This is a genomic window from Clostridium porci (assembly GCF_009696375.1).
GTDB lineage: Bacteria > Bacillota > Clostridia > Lachnospirales > Lachnospiraceae > Enterocloster > Enterocloster porci.
In genome coordinates this window covers 72,516-91,978 of record NZ_VUMD01000006.1, presented here as the reverse complement: position 1 = coordinate 91,978, position 19,463 = coordinate 72,516, and the positions used below count along the sequence as shown (strand labels likewise).

8 protein-coding genes are annotated in these 19,463 nt (G+C 46.7%); all 8 read left to right on the top strand.

Annotation, left to right across the window (positions count from 1 at the left end; translation table 11 throughout):
- The first annotated feature begins 64 nt into the window (after positions 1 to 64).
- The 8 genes from FYJ39_RS08130 to FYJ39_RS08095 all read left to right on the top strand — a co-directional run bounded on the left by FYJ39_RS08130 (position 65) and on the right by FYJ39_RS08095 (position 19,382).
- On the top strand, positions 65 to 970 hold the full coding sequence (locus FYJ39_RS08130) for a replication initiation protein (RefSeq protein ID WP_154471977.1): 906 nt from the start codon (positions 65 to 67) through the stop codon (positions 968 to 970).
- 2 nt (positions 971 to 972) lie between these two features.
- Positions 973 to 2,121: a hypothetical protein gene (locus FYJ39_RS08125; protein WP_154471976.1), complete on the top strand. Its 1,149-nt coding sequence runs from the start codon at positions 973 to 975 to the stop codon at positions 2,119 to 2,121.
- Positions 2,118 to 3,080 (top strand): hypothetical protein, encoded by a 963-nt coding sequence (locus tag FYJ39_RS08120; protein ID WP_154471975.1) that lies wholly within the window; start codon positions 2,118 to 2,120, stop codon positions 3,078 to 3,080. Before FYJ39_RS08125 ends, FYJ39_RS08120 begins: the two co-directional genes overlap by 4 nt.
- Before the next feature lie 252 nt (positions 3,081 to 3,332).
- The gene (locus FYJ39_RS08115; protein WP_154471974.1) at positions 3,333 to 4,532 is read left to right on the top strand and encodes a hypothetical protein; all 1,200 of its coding nucleotides are present in this window, start codon (positions 3,333 to 3,335) and stop codon (positions 4,530 to 4,532) included.
- A 14-nt stretch (positions 4,533 to 4,546) separates the two neighbouring features.
- Positions 4,547 to 5,149 carry a single-stranded DNA-binding protein gene (locus FYJ39_RS08110; protein WP_154471973.1) on the top strand — a complete coding sequence of 201 codons (603 nt, stop codon included), beginning with the start codon at positions 4,547 to 4,549 and terminating at the stop codon, positions 5,147 to 5,149.
- Positions 5,150 to 5,276: 127 nt separating this feature from the next.
- Entirely contained in the window at positions 5,277 to 6,248 is a 972-nt protein-coding gene (locus FYJ39_RS08105; protein WP_154471972.1) for a transglutaminase-like domain-containing protein, read from the top strand.
- A gap of 278 nt (positions 6,249 to 6,526) precedes the next feature.
- Positions 6,527 to 18,058, top strand: a complete 11,532-nt coding sequence (locus FYJ39_RS08100; protein ID WP_154471971.1) for an MSCRAMM family protein — start codon at positions 6,527 to 6,529, stop codon at positions 18,056 to 18,058.
- Complete coding sequence (locus FYJ39_RS08095; protein WP_154471970.1) at positions 18,051 to 19,382, top strand: hypothetical protein; 1,332 nt, start codon at positions 18,051 to 18,053, stop codon at positions 19,380 to 19,382. Before FYJ39_RS08100 ends, FYJ39_RS08095 begins: the two co-directional genes overlap by 8 nt.
- The last annotated feature ends 81 nt before the right edge of the window (positions 19,383 to 19,463 follow it).

Below are 19,463 nucleotides of genomic sequence, written 5' to 3'. Positions count from 1 at the left end.
AAAATACAAATATTCACCAAAAGCGTCACATAATTGCTGCATAAGAACTACGGAGGAAAATTTTATGTCCAGACATTCAACATCCAAAAACACGAAATCCACAAATCACACAGAAAAAGAGTATAAACTGTTCGAAGCAAATGATGTAGCAAAATTCGGACTTTGCTATGCCACTGGCTCGCTGCTTGGCCCGATCTCTTATAAAGCACTCATGTACCTGATCTGGAAATGCAATGTAATGACTCCAGGGGTGTTTGACACGGTATCGCTGTCCGTAACAGAAATGACCAATGCACTCGGGTATCAGCCGGACGAGCACCGGAACTTTTCACACCGCGCCAAATATATCTGTCAGGCCTTAAAGGACATTATGGCAAAACCACTGCAGATCCATGACGCGGAAGCAAACAAGTACATGGCATACGCACTGCTGCAATATGTGGAAGCGGATTTTAACGAGGATACCATCAAGGCACAGTTTAGCAATGTGTTGGTGGATCACTTTGGACAGGATCTCAAAGAAAACTTCACGGTTGTACGACTGAAATATTTGAATCGTCTGGACACGACAGCAGGCGTTCTGCTTTATCCGTTTTTCTGCAGATACCAGAAAATGCAGACATTCAGTTATAAAGTGACAGAACTGGCAAAACTCATTACGCAAAATGAGTCCTATGAATATAAAAAGCTGAAAAGCAAGCATCTGCTGCCAGCCATTGAAGCCATCAATGCCATGACCGACATCCATGTGGAATGGCAGGAAAAGAAAAATGGCAGAAAAGTAGAATCCATTTTGTTTACGATCAGTCAGGAACCGGCGGATGATGAAAAGGAATGTTTTCTTGCTTATAACCGATTGAAGCCGAGCGAATATCACATGATGCCATATAACACGGACTGGATGAATGCATATTGGTATGATATGGGGGCAAAAACATACAAGCCAATCGAAGCAGTGGAGGAGGGATAACGATGTATTTAATGCACATGGGTCAAAAAGTTGCACAGTTGCAAATGGCGGGTGAGCATTTTATAGGCATTCGGTCCATCGTAAACGAGAAACATATGCCGGTTGGAATTTCAAAACATCAGGCGACCATGATGTTATCCTTGCAAAATTGGGAACGAATGCGTTCGATACCATCCGAACGTCAAAATATAAATCGCATTCTCAAAGCTCTACCAGGAGGAATATCAGATGCAAAATTGAAAAGCATGCGTGTCAGCCTAACAGATACCTATTGGTTTAAGGACGAGCGTACACCATTGACGTGGGAAGATGTTAATTTTCATAAAAATGGGTTTGCAACGGATTTTGCTGATGTGGCAGTGTTTGAAAAAGAGATACCAGTCATTCAGTTTAATTCACCGGATTACACAACGGACGGTGTACTGCAGAAAGGATGGATCACGATTGATTCAATCCCAACATTGCTAAAATTTGGAGAGCTTGGCATCAATGCTCATGGTAAAAATCTTTTGAGTGCGAATGAAGTGGTCGCCGGGAAAATTGCTGCGAGTATGGATATTGACCATGTTAACTATTTTCCAGTGCAAGTGGAGGGAACGCAGCAAATGATCTGCGGCTCTCACTGTTTTATCGAGGATGGCGAACATGACTTTGTGAACGGGTTACAGATTGCAAACGAAACCCGTAGTTTTGGAAGAGAGTTGTATCATCAATTCAGCCAAATGGGATACCAGCAGGATCTGGATAAAATGATCGTGTTTGACCATATTCTGCATAACACTGATCGACATGAAAAGAACTTTGGATTCATTCGCAATGCAACCACATTGGAACCGGTACGTTTTGCGCCTTTATTTGATTCCGGTTCATGCCTTGGTTGGAATTATAGTCCGAATGTAATGGACACAGGGGAGATGAAACCGTTCATTCAGCAGCGAGAAAAGCAACTGGAGCTTGTGCAGAAGCTGCCGTGCAATCTTCCGGATCCAAACTATTTAAAAGCCGTGGTGGCAGATACCTATGAAGTGTTTGGAATTCCTGAGAAGCAGTATGAAATTGCATGCATGGATGTAGATAAAGGCTATCAAATGCTGGCGGAAAAAGAAAAAATGTGGTCATTTGGACACGAGGATCTGGAGGAACGCGGATGAACCTTCGAATGTTGTATCATGATGAACCGGTCATGGAAATGACCATACTGAGTAATCCGGCGGATATCATTGTTACATCCTGGGAGGTGATCAATCCAACACTTCTCCCAGAAGGATTAAAACCGGCATTCGACAAAACGAAGGATCACAATATGCAGATGGTGGCATTGACGCAATGGATGAACCAAAGGGCAATTCCAAATTATCGAATAAATTTGGACGATTGCATTCTATCCCTGCATCATTTGCCACGCCACCTGTTTGGCCGTATGCATCGGTATCAGCATACAGCAGCATTGTTGTCTCATTTTGCTTCCGGTTTCGACGACTATATTATTACACCAAAAACTGTAGAAAATTTGTGCTATGCACCACAGGATCCCCGTTTCATCAATCTGTACCGATTGTTTCCCATCACAGACAGCGACTTGCAGAAAAGAAAACGACAACCTGTTTGTGCGGCTGACCGCTGTCTTAGGGAACGTGTCAATGAGTGGTTGCCCTATCAACTCTGCATTCCGTCCCTTTCCTTCACCATTCCATCAGAAGTCCCTTCTTGGTGGGAGCGCGGAGAGAATGGTCTGTTGTTAAAGCAAATGCTTCCGGAATGGCAGGAAGCAGCTATGCACACAAAGGCAAAGTTTCTCATGGAGCATGGTGATCAATTTGGATTTGCCGGCAAACGAAACCTTGCGGATAACATTTTTTCTACTGATTTCTCGGCCCTTGGTGGATATGATGTTAGCTTCGTCAACGAGTATTTGCCACACATTCAGTCAGGCGCAAAGTTTTTTGAGCAATTAAAAGAGCTGATGCCGGATTATACCGAAGAGGCTATCGATGCTTTAGAGAAATGTATCTGGGCATCAGAAGAGTGTAATGTTGCAATCGAGGCAGCCGAAATCGGCATTGCCTGCAACAAACAAACACAGGTAGCAGTACCTGTCATCATCCTGTAGCAAAAGGATGTCTGCGATTACCGCAGATGTCTTTTTTATTTTACCGCATGATATCCCAACCCATCATTACAACGAAAGATAAAGGCATTATGAGAAACAACATCATGCCAACGAACGATGTGTGCAAAAATTCAAAAAATAAAGGAGGAAATACGCCACAATCACAAATGTGATACGCATCGTTATTACAACTGAATAGAACTTACAACTGCATAAAGAATGAAATTCACACCAGAAACAGGAGAACGAATCATGAAAGATAACAGACAGAATAAGAACAACGCAGTCAAGTTTGATATGGATACTTTTGAGAAAAAGTATTGCAAAAGATACGGTGTAGACCCGTTATACATTGCCTCTTTAAGAGGGATTGATACCAACAACACCGAAGCGTATCTGACATTTTTGATTGAGTGCGTAGGCACCGAAGAGGAAAAGAGAGCCCGTAAGGCAGAACTGAAACAGAAGCCATCGGTGCCGTTAATGACCATCGCGCCGATCCCGGATACAGGAATGACCAAACAGATTCTGGATCGTTTCAGCTGCTTCCCGTCCATGCTGCATCAGCGCTATGCGGATCGCATGGTAGAAGAGTGGAGAGAAAATCCGGACAAATTCTTTACATGGGTTCTGCAGACTATGCAGACACAGAAGGGCAACAAGATTGACGCTATCGACAAAACACAGCCGATTGGCCCGGAGAACTGTCGCTTAAGCAACAAGGCCAAGGAGCAGGTTGAGGAAGACCCGTTTATCCAGAGCGTTATCGAGATGGCCGTTCCGTTTAAATTTAATGTACAGAACAAGTACAAGACTCTGGTAAGTTTGAGAGAACTGGATCCGGAGAAATGGAACTATCGTGATTTCTGTGCATGGGTTCAGAAACAGATTGAAAAGGGTGAAATGGGACCGTACCTGAATCGTTTGGACATCACAAAACCGTATACGCCGACGAATTGCTACTTTAGCTTCCGTCCGAGAAATGGCAGAAGCCACGGTATGTCCAAGACCCGCTTGTACAGCAAGTGGGGTTATGTAACCCGCAATTATAAGGACATGATCGATCAGCCGATTACTCTAAGAGAGTTTATCGACGATGCCATGTCAAAGAATTTCCATCCGAACTCTCGCATGAGAGTTAGAAAGAATGGCCCGAAGATCACGCTTCAGAACGTAGAGTTCTGGTCAGCAGAGGATTACGATGACATCAATCGCATCCTTGGAGTCTTCCGTGCAATTCCGAAGGAGAAAAATGGCTTTGAAAGCATCATTTCCTTTATGGACTGGACCGTACGTTCCGGCTATTGCGAGTTTATGGACTTTAAGAAAGTCGGCCGCGGCAAGTATTCCGAGAAGACTTGTGTTTGGGATATCTTCACGGAAGAGGCATACGTTGCCAGCAAAGGTCGTAGAACATACGACATTTACCAGAAAAAAGCAGCAAATGAGTAAGGAGAAGAAACAAGATGAGATTTATTGGCTACATGAATAAGGCCCATCTAATCGGAACATTGGAGGGACCTATCGCATTTAGTCATGCGGTGTTTGGCCAGCGTTTTTATACGGTTACGATCGTAACCAAGAGAAAGAGCGGAGCCAAAGATTATATCCCTCTGACGATTTCGGAGAAGGTAAAGACGGAGATGGAGCAGATGACACGTGTCGATGTCGTTGGCACCGTACGCTGCTATAACATTCAGAAGAATGAAAAGTCCCATATGGGTATGGCAGTGTTGGTGCAGAACTGTATGTCGGCAAAGGAAGAGACGGCAGACGTAAACGATGTGTGCCTGTTTGGTTCAATCTATAAGGAGCCAAAATTTAAGGAGCGTCAGACCAGACAGCTGACGCAGTTTCCTTTATCCGTTCCGCGTGACAGCAAGCATCCGGATGTGATTCCGTGTATGGCATGGAATCAGAATGCAGCGCTTGTCGCGCAGCTTCCGGTAAACACACAGGTCAAGGTCAACGGCCGCATTCAGAGCCGTTTGATCAAACGTAAATCAGAGACCACGTATGAGGTGTCTGTAAACAACCTGGAGGTATATGATACCCAGGTATCGGCATGATAAAAAGAGAGTCGCTTCGGCGGCTCTTTTTTGTGTGTAAGAAGCTCAGATAGAGTCATGGGATTTTGCCAAAGACACTCTGGATTCGTGCATAATTCTTCTAGTTTTGAAAAAGGAGAGGAAAGACATGAGAAAACAGCGTTCTATTGTAGCCGCAGCAATCTTATTTGCGGCATGTTCCGTTCACCCATTTGCATTGCAGGATGCTACAAAAATCGAAATGCCCACGATGACGGAAACGGCGGCAAAAAGCCGAAATACCGGCCTGGTAACAGATATTGTGAACGGCAAGTATGAAAAAGCAGCAGAGGAAACCATGGGGTATTATGTGATCAATGACCACGGAGACATCTTTTTAGCAGATGGAAGCGGCAATCTGTTCGCAAATGGTGCTGCAGATGATCAGTTTATCTATGATGAGGAAGGGCGTCAGATCAATTCCCTGTCCTATATTGGAGAGAAGTATCGTCCGATTTTTGAAGCCACACCTGAGGGTGGCAATCTTGTTTTTGATAACGAGACAGAAGCTGCGCTTTTTACGATCTGGCATCAGCTGGAAATCTGCGATAGACAAGGTTTGGAAATTTGGCGCCAGGATACCGATCATGGAAAGGTTGTTATTCCGAAGGCAAATTTTCTGCCGGCGGCATCACAGGAAAATCCCATCTACCATGATACCATCGCTTCATTGGCAACACAGATTTCGATGAAAGTGACTGAGGAGGAAAAAATCAGAGCGGCGATGGAACTGGTATCCGGAACGTTTGAGTATGACAGTGCTTATCAGAGCGCCAATATGACGGAAGCCTTGCAGGCAGGGAAAGGTGTTTGTTATCATTATGCCCGCTTGGCCAAGGAAGCACTGGAAGCGGCAGGCATTCCAGCGGAGTATATCACCGGCCATTTGTCAGCGGATAAATCCCAGCTTCATGTTTGGATCAAAGCGTGGGATCGGGAAAAAGAGGTATGGCGATACTTGGATCCGACGGTCTTAGACTCCGATCCAATCAGTGCATGGCTGGCTTTTGATCTATATGCCATGTATCTGAATATGTACGACGCTACCAATATCGAGAATTCTGCTTTCCGGTTCGTATAACCAGGCAATCATTTTAACAAACCATATTTTTTCATATCCGCAAAGTTTGTTTTTGGCCATTTGAAGGGTTTTGCAATAGACTAATGTCATTGTTTCAATATCGCGATCATCAAAAAACAGATATTTCGCGGATCGAAAATTAAATCTCATAGTAGGAAGGCGAAAAAAGGAAGAAAAACCTATTTCGAAAAAAATAGCCCCATAATTTCTGCAAATGAGATGGCTGCAGGGTCACACCTGCAGCAGTTCCACTGAAAAAAGCAAAGGAGGAGCCAATTATGCTTTTGAAAACGAAGGCAAAGCGAATGATTTGTTCTGTGCTTTCAGCGGCCATGCTGCTGAGTAATACCGCTGGTGCCATGACCGCATACGCAGTGGGGCCAAACCCGCCAATGAATCCGGACGGGACGATTCCCAATGGAAACAAACCGCAGGACGAGATTCGCACGGAAGGAACGTACATCAATGATACCCCGCTCAGACTTCAGGTATCGAAGGTAAAAACCGAACAGGGCGGACACGAAGGTATTGCTCCAGATGCCACTGATGCCACGCAGGAAAACACGATTACCTATCAGATTTCCGGACGTGTCAATGGCACGGCAACCGAGCTGTTGCAGAAATACGGAGCAGACAAGGTCGAGCTTGCGTATGGAAATAACGGCGTTTATCTGGGATACGGCTGGCTAAAAGGCACCCTGGAGTATCTGTTAAACCGTCAGGCGCAGAATCTGGATGAAGAGATCCAGATCCTTTATAATGCCAACGGCGTTTTTGAGGGATACGCCTATGTAACCAGAAAGCTGGAAACTGCAGAAGATGTAAACCGATACGTTGCAGGTGCCAAAATGGCACTTTATGATGCGGTTGAGATTTTCCGCGATCCCTCCATCACAAATGATGGGGAGGATTATGGAGAGGACGAGCGTTTCCGCGGCGTAACCATTGAGCGTATGGATGGATCCAATAACGTGGCCAGCGCATATGTTCAGAAGGGTTATGCAGGCAACAAGGTCATGTATGTGCTGCAGAAAAATGACGGTTCAAAGGTAGAAATGGATGGTCAGGGCAATGTGATTAATCACAACTATGACTATCAGGATGAAATCAACGATGCCGGCGATGGTGTTTGGATCGCTCAGACCGTACAGCGTGGCGATACCCCGATCTTGTTCTACAGCATGGACGACCTGGAAATTACAACCAATGACGTCTATGAAGACGGCAAAAAAGTAGACGATGTCTTTGGGGCAGAGCGTCCGAACAAAGGAAAAATCGTGTACGGATTTGATAAGGAAGGGAATGTGGTTGACATTACCCAGTGGAATGAGAGAGATTTCTCAATCTTTGCATTCCCGTCAAATTCCAGCACTCCGGTATATGAATTTGTCGGCGGCGACTTCTCTAAGATTCGTTATAACGAACATGAAAAGAGAATTAAGGTCGGAAAAGATACCGTCATCTACCATCTGGATAAGGATGGAAACAGAGACTCCATGGTGGATCCGCAGACAGGTATTGCCTATATCGAAGAGGCAATCGAGCCGAAAGAGGGCCATGACAACATCCATGGCGGAAACGACACGGATTCCACAAAGGACGCCAAGATTTTTGTGTGGCCAGTAAATGTCTTTTATGACGGTTCCGGAGCCAGCGCAGGAAATGAGAAAGGTTCCAGAACCTTTCAGAAGATTATGACCACACGTGTGGCAACCTTTAACGCATATACTGCCAACGAGCACACAACCGGAACCTATGACAGCGAGTCCAATCGCTTTGAAAAGAAAATGAATCCGGTGCTTGATCAATACGGTCATCCGGTGTACTACAGACAGTCTGATGAAACGTATGTAAAGGGTGAGGATCGTTTTGACTATGACGGGGATGAGTATCTCGGCTATGTCTATAAGGATTCCTTAGACGATGATAACGAAAACGCGTACACCATCAATGATCACGACACACTCTATAATGGAGACAAGGATGATCCGTTTGATCAGAGCACGCATTACCAGTACGGCAGCAAGCTGGAAGTCAAGGTCATGGTAGACCTGAATGGCAACTACATTGTAAATGGCAAAAACACCGTTCCGACTCCGGTACGCCCGGGCTATGTGTTTGGCGGCTGGCTGGTAGAACCGGACCGTTTGGAAGCAAATGGACTGGTCGCAAAGGCTGAGTGGCAGAACAAAAACGGCAGCGGTATGCCGGATGATGAGAGAAATCAGTGGTATTCTGAGCAGGAAGCCACTGGAACTACAAAGACTCTTACCGTGACTTTTGATGCAAATGGCGGTGAGTTTAGACATGGTTCTGGTGACATTCATTCCACAGACAATATTCTGTATCGTCGTCTGGGCGACGCATTCCTGATTGAGAATATCTGGACGACTGGTGAAAACACACCAAATGATCCGCTTGATGTGCAGAACGTGGATACCGTAGGCAATACCGCCGACGGAAACAATACGATCAGTGCAGACGGAAAGACCGGTAACGATGTCTATTCCGATCATACGACATCCGGCGGCCAGGCAGATATGTTAAAACGTGTCAATGCCGGTCATTATATTATGGAAGAGCTTCAGGCGCCGGACGGCTTTGTAAAAGCATTGCCGGTTGGAGTAACCATGAACGAGCATACGAATGTACAGTATGCGGAAATGACTGATACCACCATCAAGGCAGAGTTTGTCAAAGTAGACGCAACGGAGTCCTATGATAAGAACCTCTATATTGATGGCGTACTGCAAAAGAACAGTAACGGTCAGAATGTGACCGTCAAAGAAACCAAAGGTCAGTATTCCTTTGTTCATGTCAAAGGAGCGACCATGGCTTTAAGAGGAAGGGACGAAAAGACTAAGAGTGCTTTTAGCGACTGGGTGAAAGTTACTGCCCACAGCGGTATCGAAAAGCAGCAGGAAAACGGTGTGTATTACATCACATTCTCCTCAGATGTTCCGCTGTTCTTAGAGGGTATTCCGGCTGGAAACTATGTGATTTCCGAGGAAAAAACACCGGCAGGAATGGTACAGATGCCTGACAAGAACATTACCATTACTGAATCTGATTCCGTACATTTCTTTGCCATGGCGGATGACCACACCAAACTCGAAATTGAGAAATACTATAAAGACGGAGAAAACAAGAAACATCTTCCGAACGCTTATAGAGCGGAACTGTCTCTGACAGACGCAAACGGTGCATTGGTGGCATCTTGGAATACCGATGATATTTCCGATTACACCAATGAGATCGCTGACAAGCAGACAAAAACACTGTGGCAGAAATTCACAGGTTTGTTTGGAAGAGAAGAAAGACCGACCAGTTTCGTTGAAGCATTCACCGAACAGGTGAAGAATGGCAAAACAGATTTTAATCAGATGTCCTGGAAGGTACTGCGTGAAGCAGTAATGGCATCTGGCTCCACAGAAGACAACGAAGTATGGATTTTATCTGACGGATCCCGCGTGACCTGCTATAAAAACACAGCACCGGATCAGGCGCCGGAAGGCTTCAAGGAAGCATACGACGGAAGAAATCCGGAAGAAAACTCCTTCACTTACACCATTACGATGACAGCGACCAAGGATGAGGCTGCATCGAGAACGCTCTCTGACCAGATCTGGAACGTGAGCAACGGATCCAAGATGCACATTAGCATCTATCCGATGAACGAAACCAACCACGCAGGACGCCAGGCATATGGCGTATCCTTTGGATTTAACTACCGCAATGATTATTCCGGCGAATATGCAAGAATGGTCAGCTACGATACCATTGACGGCAGACACCGATTCGACTATATCCCGGAAAAGGATTATATCTTAAAGGAGACTCGTGTGCCGGAGGGATTTGTGGCAGCAGAGGACAAGCGTATCACAGTAGACAAACACGGCGACGTGCAGCGTTACACACTTGAGAATAAGAAAAAACAGCTAGTTGTTGCAAAGCTGGCACAGAAAGACAATGTGTTCTATGCCGGAAACAAAGATAACACAGCAGTGACCGATCCGGATATTGCAAAAGCTGCAGTCATTCCGGGAGCAGAGTTATCCTTGTACTACAGCAGCACACCGGTCGCGAACTATAAGGAAGCGTTTGCGAACGGCAATGTACCGGCTGGTGTGACTTTGGCAGATCGTTTTGTGTCCGGCAATGATGGCAAATACACCGAAGCGGACTTCCGCGCTGAAAAGATCAGAGAAGATCAGATCGGCGATTACAAGCCGCATACGGTGTTCAATCTGCAGAACGGATTCTACTATCTGACAGAGACCAAGGTTCCTGCCTATTATGCACCAATTGAGCCAGAAGAGATTCAGGTCACAGACCTGACAACTGCAGATCAGCTGACCGGCATGACAGTGATCAATATGCCGCAGATTCTGGAAGTTAAGGTACATAAGATCACGGCAACGGATGAGCACGCACCGCTTTCCGGAGCAATCTTCTCCATTAAGAACAAGACGCTTGGTGGAGTCGAGGTTGGTACCATCATCACAGGAAATGATGGTTATGGCACCTTAAACGTAAAGGATCTTGGTCGTTTTACCGCAGGGGGACAGATTGAGCCATATACCTTTACCATCGAAGAGACAAGTGCTCCGGCTGGATATCAGCTAGACCCGACCGTACATGAATTCACTGCAGCTCAGAATGGAAGCGGTCATGTTACCATTATGGTAAATCCAAAAGACGCCAGCATCAAAAATGGCGTATTAACCGTTACCAATGAGCCATCTGAATTAACCATCTCCAAGAAAGACTTCCAAAATGGCGGAGCCGTACCTGGCACTGTGTTAAAGGTATACGAAGCCGTACAGGAAGACGGGACATGGAAGAGCAACGGCGTTTCTCTTAACGATACCTGGACCTGGGAAGTAAAGAAAAACGAAAGGACTCACAGCATTTCCGGACTGACCGCCGGACAGGCATATGTCCTGCGAGAAGAGAGAGTCCCGGCCGGATACACCAAGGCTGACGATATTTTCTTCCGTGTATCCAGTACCGGTCGTTCCATCGATAAGATTTGGTATGATGATAAAGAAGTCATCAACATCGAATTTAAGACCGACAGCACGGATGCAGTTGAAAGCGTCACATTTACAACCAGAAAGGTAGAGGCCTCCACCATTACCTTAGAGGATCTGGACGTAGAGGGTGCAATCGAAAACATCGGCATGTTGGAAGATGGTACTGTGACTCTGACCTCCAAAAACATCACGGACGGACACACCTATCGCATGAATGAATACGTGCAGTATTCAGACGGAAATGTGGATCGCTTAAGTACCACAACATTCATTGGAAAGCTGTATAATGGAGAAATGGTCCTGGATCTGCACCATGCAGTCAGAGATTTAACCGTGGACATCACAGACTCCAACGACAAGGCTATCTTACACTTTACGCCGGATAACAATGGAAGCTACACAGTAGCTAATCCGCTTGTGTCAGATCCAAATAGCCTGACGGTTGTGAAAAAAGTAGGTGCAAACCACGCTGCGGTTCAGAAAAAAGACCGTATCCAGTATGAGATTTCTTATACAGGAGCAGGACAGGAGATTGTTCTGTTCGCGGATAAGCATCTGAACTATTTCAGTACAAAGGGCTTTGAAAAAGACGAGGATGGAAACTTCCGTGCAACCACAACAGAAGAATCCGGCACCTATACCGTGATTGCGACCGTAACAGGAAAAGCTGGTTATATTGATCAGCAGGTAAACATCGGAGATCGTATGTATCAGTATATCAATCCGATTGCAGTCAACCAGGGAAGCGGCTCATTTGAAGATAGTTCAAAACTTGTGGTGTCCAGTGCGGTGGAAGGCACACATCTGGATAACAAAAACGCCGCTTTTGTCTTTAAGATCAAGCTGACAGATGAAAGCGGAGCACCGCTTACGGGCATCTATGGCTATGTGACAAAGAACGCCAGCAACAGCGGCCGATTCGCAGCCACTGAGAAAGAAACGGAGTTTACAGTCACACTTTACGGAAATGACTTTGTTGTGATCCATGACCTGCCGTATAACACCAAGTACAGTGTGGTCCAGGTCGTACCGGAAGACTATCAGTTTGTGGTCAGCAACACCAAGCCGGACGGAAAGACATCCAACACCGCCGTATCCAACGTGCTGTTTACCAATACACGTAATGAAAACAGCGAACGCACGCCCTTTGAGAAAAACACGGACTATGTTCTGACTGAGCATCTGAACTTTACCGATGACTCCGAGCTTGTGTTAAACAAATTTGGTTTTGCGTTCGGTGAGAAATGTGAAATCAAAGACATTACGATGTTCAACAAACCGACCGAGGTTTGGTTTACAAAAACAGACTGGGCAACCTCCGAAGAAGTGGAAGGGGCACTCTGCCAGCTGATGGACGAGAGAGGAAACGTCTTAACAGATGCTCTCGGCAATAAGATGGAGTGGGTATCTACCAAGGAGCCGAGAAAGTTTGTTGGCGTTCTGGAAGCAGGAAAGACCTATCGTTATCACGAGGAACTGGCGCCTGAGGGTTATGGTTATTCCGCAGACGTTATCTTTACCGTATCGGAAGACGGCGTGGTAGACAAGGTTATCATGCAGGATAAGCCGACAGCCATTTCCTTTACCAAAGAGGATTTTGGCGGCAAGGAAGTGCCAGGTGCGTCCCTTGAACTGAAGAAGATCAATTCAAACGGCACAACTACAACTATTGAATCCTGGGTATCCGGTACAAAACCGCATGAGTTGGCCGGAAAACTGACGGGTGATACCACATACCTTTACCATGAGGTCAAGGCACCGGATGGTTACTTAGTCAGCGAAGACATTCAGTTTACCCTGGATGAGGACGGCAAGGTCACAGACGCGCATTATGTCAATAAAAACAGAGAGACCATTCTCTATGACGCAGATGGATTTACAACCACAATCGTGAAGCACCAGGACGGCACCTATACCGACAATGGTGTTACCATTACGATTGACAAAAACGGCAATGCTGTAGATGCAGAGGGCAATATTCATGCAAAGGGTGTAAAAGAGCAGATTCCGGTAACTGGAAACGTGATCCGTATGAAAGATGCTCCGACCAAGGTTGTGTTTAGAAAAACCGACCAGAAGACAGGCACCAGCCTTGCAGGTGCTACTTTGGAACTTTATAAGTGTCCGAAGAAAGAGCCTTATGCAGAGTATGACCCGGCTGACAAGGTTGCAGAATGGGTAACAGACGAAACCGGCGAGTTCCGCTTTGACGGAAAACTCATTCCTGGTGCTACTTATACCTTAAGAGAGTCCAGAACGGTTGACGGCTACTATTACAGCTATGACATCGAGTTTGTGGTAAACAGCGATGGAAAAGAGCAGGTAGTTGAGATGCAGAACCGACGCATTATCGTAGAGGTTCCACCGGATGAATTGCCGGATCCGACTCCAGACCCAGAGGGTAAAGAGCCGAATTATGAAATGGAAAAGGAACGTGTCACGGAAGCTCCGGAAAAGGGCGAGACTGGTAAATATGGTTTCTTCGCAGGCGACATTGTGACCTACGATGTGACCATTACCAATACCGGAAGCACGAGACTGACCATGAATGTCAGCGACGCATTTGAAAATGAGTCCTATTTCAGCCAGCCGCTTGTTGTGGCAGTCAAATACTATGCACGTGCCAACGACCGCCTGAGCAGCAAGATGGGTACAACCCACAGCATCAACGGTTCTGTGGCAAATATTACCATTGAACAGGGTGGCTATGCGGTTGTCACATATGAGGCAGAAGTCTTAGAAACAGCACCGGAAAACTTATCCGATTCCGCACCGGATGACGGCAAGGGCTATGTCAATACCGCCAGAACCTATGACGTGGTCGGAAAATACTATGAGTACAGTGGAGAAGACCATGACGGAGATGGTAAGGGTGACGAAAAGACAGAAGTCGAAATTCACGATCATCCGAACCTGGAAGATAAGGAAGACGATGCAAATACTCCGGTCCAGAAGCCGGAAGAGGACACACCGCGATATACCATGTCAAAATCCAGACCGACTCCGGCTCCGGAAAAAGAGAACGAGGATCGTTACGGATTTAAGCGTGGAGATACAGTCACTTACGAAGTTCGCATCCGCAATACCGGAGACATGGCTCTGAAAATGTATGTATCGGATGAGTTTGATTACGGCATCCGCAGCTACTTTGAAGACCTGAAAATCACCAAGATTGACGGTGAGGATATTTCCGGCGACGGCATGGGTATCGGTTACAAGACCGCTCGTGTTCGCGTGGAGCCTGGCAATGAAGTTGTGGTAACATATACGGCAAGAGTCAGTGAAAATGCACCGGAAAGACTGGCATTTACATCACCGGACGACGGAAACGGTTACTTAAATGTGGCTCGTACACACAGTGTAAAAGCGGAAAAACCGGACGGCACTGAAGGCGGTGTTGAGGAGTTCCCGGAAATTCCAGACAAGGAAGATGACGCGAATACCCCAGTACAGACACCGGACGAAGAGCCAGAGGAGAATCCGCCGGGACCAAATGAGACGGAATATCCGATTATCTGGTTGTTAAAGAACAGCGTAGATGATCCGGCCCATATCTTACCGGGCGGTACCTTCCAGGTACTCGATGAAGACGGCAACGTCGTCCTCGAAATCACGGATACCGATGAAAACGGATTCGGCATCGGATTTGACTGGAAAGAATGGCAGACGGTATTACAGGCCGATAAGACCTACTATCTGCACGAGGTTACACCTCCGCCTGGATATACAAAGGCAGAGGAAGATGTGAAGTTTACCGTTGGTCACTATGGAGAATCCATTGAGGCAATCGTGTCCAACAAACGCATTCCGGATTACCAGTTTACGAAGGAAGACTTCGCTGGCAAGGAAGTGTTTGGAGCTACCTGTGAGCTTCTGAAAGTAAATCCAGATGGAACCACAGAAAGCCTTGGAAGATGGGTATCAACGGATGTACCGAAGTCCTTTGACGGACAGTGGGAAATCGAGACAACCTATCGTTATCACGAGGAGCTGGCACCGGAGGGTTACGGCTACTCTGAGGACATCGAGTTTACTATCGGTGCAGACGGTACAATTACCGAAGCGCACTACATCAGCGATGCAGGTGAGACGATCCTTTATGATAAGGACGGCTACCCGACCACAATCGTGGCGCATCCGGACGGCACCTATACAAACGACGGCAAGAAGATCACCATTGACGAAAACGGCAATGCTGTGGACGAAAACGGCGAGATTCACGCTGAGGGCGTAATGAAAGAGCTGGTGATCGAGGATAACACGTTCCGCATGAAAGATGCACCAACTGATGCGTTTATCCAGAAAACGGATCTGAACGGCAAGGTTCTTTCCGGCGGTAAGTTCCAGATCCTGACAGCGGACGGAAAAGAAGTACGCGCAGTGCGTGATACCAATATCCCGTCCACAGAGCATACCGGCAACATTGCTGCGGGCGAGCGCATCATGTTTGCTGCCGAACTGGCTGGCACCAATATCACGGGCCAGTTAAAGGCAGGAGAAGATTTTATCCTGCGTGAGTTAGAAGCTCCGACTGGTCATATTGTTGGAGCAGATGAAACATTCCATATCCCGTATCTGAACCAGAAACATCCGGTACAGGTACCAATGAAAGATACCCCGACAAAGATTTCCTTTACCAAGGAAGACTTTGCAGGAGAGGAAGTTGTTGGTGCAAATTGTGAACTCTTAGAGGTACTGCCAGATGGTTCCACGAAACACATTGCAAAATGGGTATCCGGAACAGAGAACAAGGTCTTCGAGGGTGCATTAAACACCAATACAACCTATCGTTATCACGAGGAGCTGGCGCCGGAGGGTTACGGCTACTCTGAGGACATCGAGTTTACCATCGGTGCAGACGGTACAATTACCGAAGCACATTACATCAACAATGCAGGTGAGACGATCCTTTATGACAAGGACGGCTACCCGACCACAATCGTGGCGCATCCGGACGGCACTTATACAAACGACGGCAAGAAGATCACCATTGACGAAAACGGCAATGCCGTGGATGAAAACGGCGAAATTCATGCTGAGGGTGTAGCAAAGAGCATTTCGGTAACGAACAATGTGGTTCGCATGAAAGATGCACCAACCAAGTTACTCTTTGTCAAGACTGACATGGATGGCAACCCGCTGTCTGGCGGACGCTATCAGATCGTCAACCCGGATGGAACCGCTGTGAAAGCGATCATGGAATCCGAACTCTTTGAAAGAGGTAAGGAACTGATCTTTGCAGCAGATCCGAACGGCGTAAACATCACTGGCCAGTTGATTTCCGGACAGAGCTATCTGTTAAAGGAGCTTGAAGCCCCGGATGGCTATGTGACTGGCAACAGCGTTTCCTTTAAGATTCCGTATTTGAACCAGAAGACACCGATTAAGGCTGCGATGAAGAACGCACCGACCAAGATGGAGATCATCAAGGTAGATGAAAACGACAAAGCAGTCATCGGAGCAAAACTGGTGGTACGTGCTGAAAATGGAGATGTGATGGATGCCTGGGTAACTGACGGCAAGGCCAGAAACATCACTGGCAAACTCGTCGCCGGCAAGACTTATACCTTGTATGAGGAAGAGGCTCCGGCAGGTTACTACAAAGCAGAACCGGTTCGCTTTACTGTAGAAAATACTGAAAAAGTACAGACAGTGAAGATGACCGATGAGCAGACAGAAGTAAAACTCGTGAAGGTTAAGAAGGGAACGGATGAAAAGCTGAGCGGTGGTAAGTTCTCAATCTTACGAAAGTCCGACAAGGCAGTCATTGTTCCAGAATTTGAGCTGAATGGCGAGATTATCTTAACCGGAAAACTGGAAGCGGGCGAAACCTACCTCTTCCACGAGATCACACCGCCGGCTGGCTACCTTAAGGCCGCGGATGTGGAATTTACCATGTCAATGACAAAGCCAGACACCTTGCTCGTTGTTGTGATGGAAGACAAAAAGCCGGGTGGAGGTGGTGGCGGAAGTACACCAGAGCCGCCGTCCATTGAATTCAACAAGTATGACGGTATGACTATGAAGGGACTGCCGGGTGCTGAATTCACGATTTATGACGAAAAGGGCAATGTGTACAAGAAAGTTGTCACAGATCAGAATGGTAAGGCTTATGTAACATTCACAACACCTGGTAAGTATTCTTATCGGGAGACCAAGGCGCCGGATGGTTATGAGCTTGACGAAACCCTGTATGAGTTTGTGATCAATAAGACCTCACATCTGTCTGAGAATGTGGCAAACTACGAGACCCCGCCAGAGGTTATCATCAAAAAGGCAGATTACGATACCGGAGAGCCGGTTGAGGGTGTGCGTTTTGAGATTGCAAACGAAGAGGGCAAGGTTGTGTATACCGGTACGACAGATTCCTATGGGCTCATTACCTTTAAGCCTGACCAGTACGGACATTACGCTGTACGGGAGACCAAGGTGCCGAACGTATATGAGCTGTCTGATGGATATATCACCTTTACCGTGAAGAAGGGTGGCGTAGAGGGTGAAACAACCTTCTATAACCACAAGAAAGAAACCCCGCCGGATAAGCCGAGAGATCCGGATCCTGGCAAGAAAGGCTTCATTGATGCTAAGTACGACAATGGATCTGATGCTTACGGCAAGGGCTGGTTTGACCGCGACGGTAACTGGCATCCATTTGCAAACCCGTCAAAGACCGGAGACTTCTTCCCGTTCCTGATGCTTGCAGGTCTTATGACTTGCGGACTTGTGGGATTGGCAGTCGTACGCCGGAAAAAGAAAGGAGAAGAAAATGCGTAAGAGAAAAACCGTAGCCATTCTCCTGGCTGGCGCCCTTATTTTAGGGTGCCAGGCCGGTCCGGCCTTTGCGTCAGCGAATCTGCCTGACGTATCCCAGGAAACATCAGTGGCACAGGAAGAAACAGAAAGCAGCCAGACTGAAGTGACAGAAACAGCTGCAGAAACCCAAAGAGGCCTTAAGGAAGTCACAGTCAAAACCGACGATGTGGAACCGGGAGCGGGCAGCTTTGATAAAAAGCTGACTTATGAAACCTATGATCAGAACGGTGATGCCAAAGAGTATCTGCCGGAAACGATCACAGTCCATGGTGAAACGTATGTGCTGTCTGCAACCAAAAATGTCTCTCTGGTCAACAAAGAGGATGTGGTACCATCCACACTTTCTTATAACAGCGAGGTATTTACCGGGGATGAGTCGGAGTATGAGCCGGCAGATTCCATGATCGGTGAAGATGGACGATCCTATGTGTTGGTGTCGAAGACGTTAAACGAAAAGGAAGCGGAAGAACGCACGGAATATAAGGAAGTCAAGATGACCTATAAGGGCGTTGAGGCTGGCGTGCAGATTCCGGACAAAAAAGAAACCGAATTTGAAGACGTTGATACCAAGCAAACTGTAAAAGCGGTCCTGGATTTGAAAGACACTAAAACTTTAAGTGAGCAGTGGAAGGATGAGTTTTCCTTCCCGATCACGATCAGCGGCTATGATGCGGATGTATTTGTGTTGAATGGAAAGGAAATTCCGAAAACCGAAGATCTGACGCCGTACGCAGATGATTTTCTGGCGTATCTAAAATTGGATCCGGAGTCTTATAAGGTCAGCAGCATTAACTGGGATGGAGAGGCCTATACCGGCGCAGATGGTACCGTGATGCGAAATGCCCGTGGTACAGGCAGCAAACGCGTACGTGATATTGAAGCAACCTATAGCGGAGAAGTCAGCATGCCAGCAATCGTTGGTAAAAGCTGGAGCTACGTTTACCAGGAAGACATCCCGGCAGAGGAGAGTGTCATCTACACGATGGCGGTGACTGCCACCTATGAAAAGGAAAGCGGCGCCGCCGTTGTAGAGGAACAGAGTTTTCTGGAAAAAATCGTGGGATTCATCACGGCAACCTACGAGGCAATCGTAGAAGCGGTGCAGGAACACCCGGTTGCGTCTGCTTTATTCATGGTGCTTCTGGCTGGAATCCTGGCCTTTCTAATGACCAAGAAGATCAAGAACCGCTGTGTGTACAATAAGGAGATTAAGTGTCCATACAAAAAGCACACCGCAGAAACCTGTAAATCCTGTGTTCATTACAGACAAAGAAATAAGGTTTAATACAAAAAGATGCCGTCGAAAGCGGCGTCTTTTTTTTGTGCAAAAGCTACAGATGCAAGGATCTTTCTTTTTACTGACAGA

What these genes read in the sequence shown, in the direction of transcription:
- FYJ39_RS08115 (WP_154471974.1), top strand. Translation starts at nt 3,333, where the DNA reads ATGAAAGATAACAGACAGAATAAGAACAACGCAGTCAAGTTTGATATG.
- FYJ39_RS08130 (WP_154471977.1), top strand. Translation starts at nt 65, where the DNA reads ATGTCCAGACATTCAACATCCAAAAACACGAAATCCACAAATCACACA.
- FYJ39_RS08100 (WP_154471971.1), top strand. Translation starts at nt 6,527, where the DNA reads ATGCTTTTGAAAACGAAGGCAAAGCGAATGATTTGTTCTGTGCTTTCA.
- FYJ39_RS08125 (WP_154471976.1), top strand. Translation starts at nt 973, where the DNA reads ATGTATTTAATGCACATGGGTCAAAAAGTTGCACAGTTGCAAATGGCG.
- FYJ39_RS08105 (WP_154471972.1), top strand. Translation starts at nt 5,277, where the DNA reads ATGAGAAAACAGCGTTCTATTGTAGCCGCAGCAATCTTATTTGCGGCA.
- FYJ39_RS08120 (WP_154471975.1), top strand. Translation starts at nt 2,118, where the DNA reads ATGAACCTTCGAATGTTGTATCATGATGAACCGGTCATGGAAATGACC.
- FYJ39_RS08110 (WP_154471973.1), top strand. Translation starts at nt 4,547, where the DNA reads ATGAGATTTATTGGCTACATGAATAAGGCCCATCTAATCGGAACATTG.
- FYJ39_RS08095 (WP_154471970.1), top strand. Translation starts at nt 18,051, where the DNA reads ATGCGTAAGAGAAAAACCGTAGCCATTCTCCTGGCTGGCGCCCTTATT.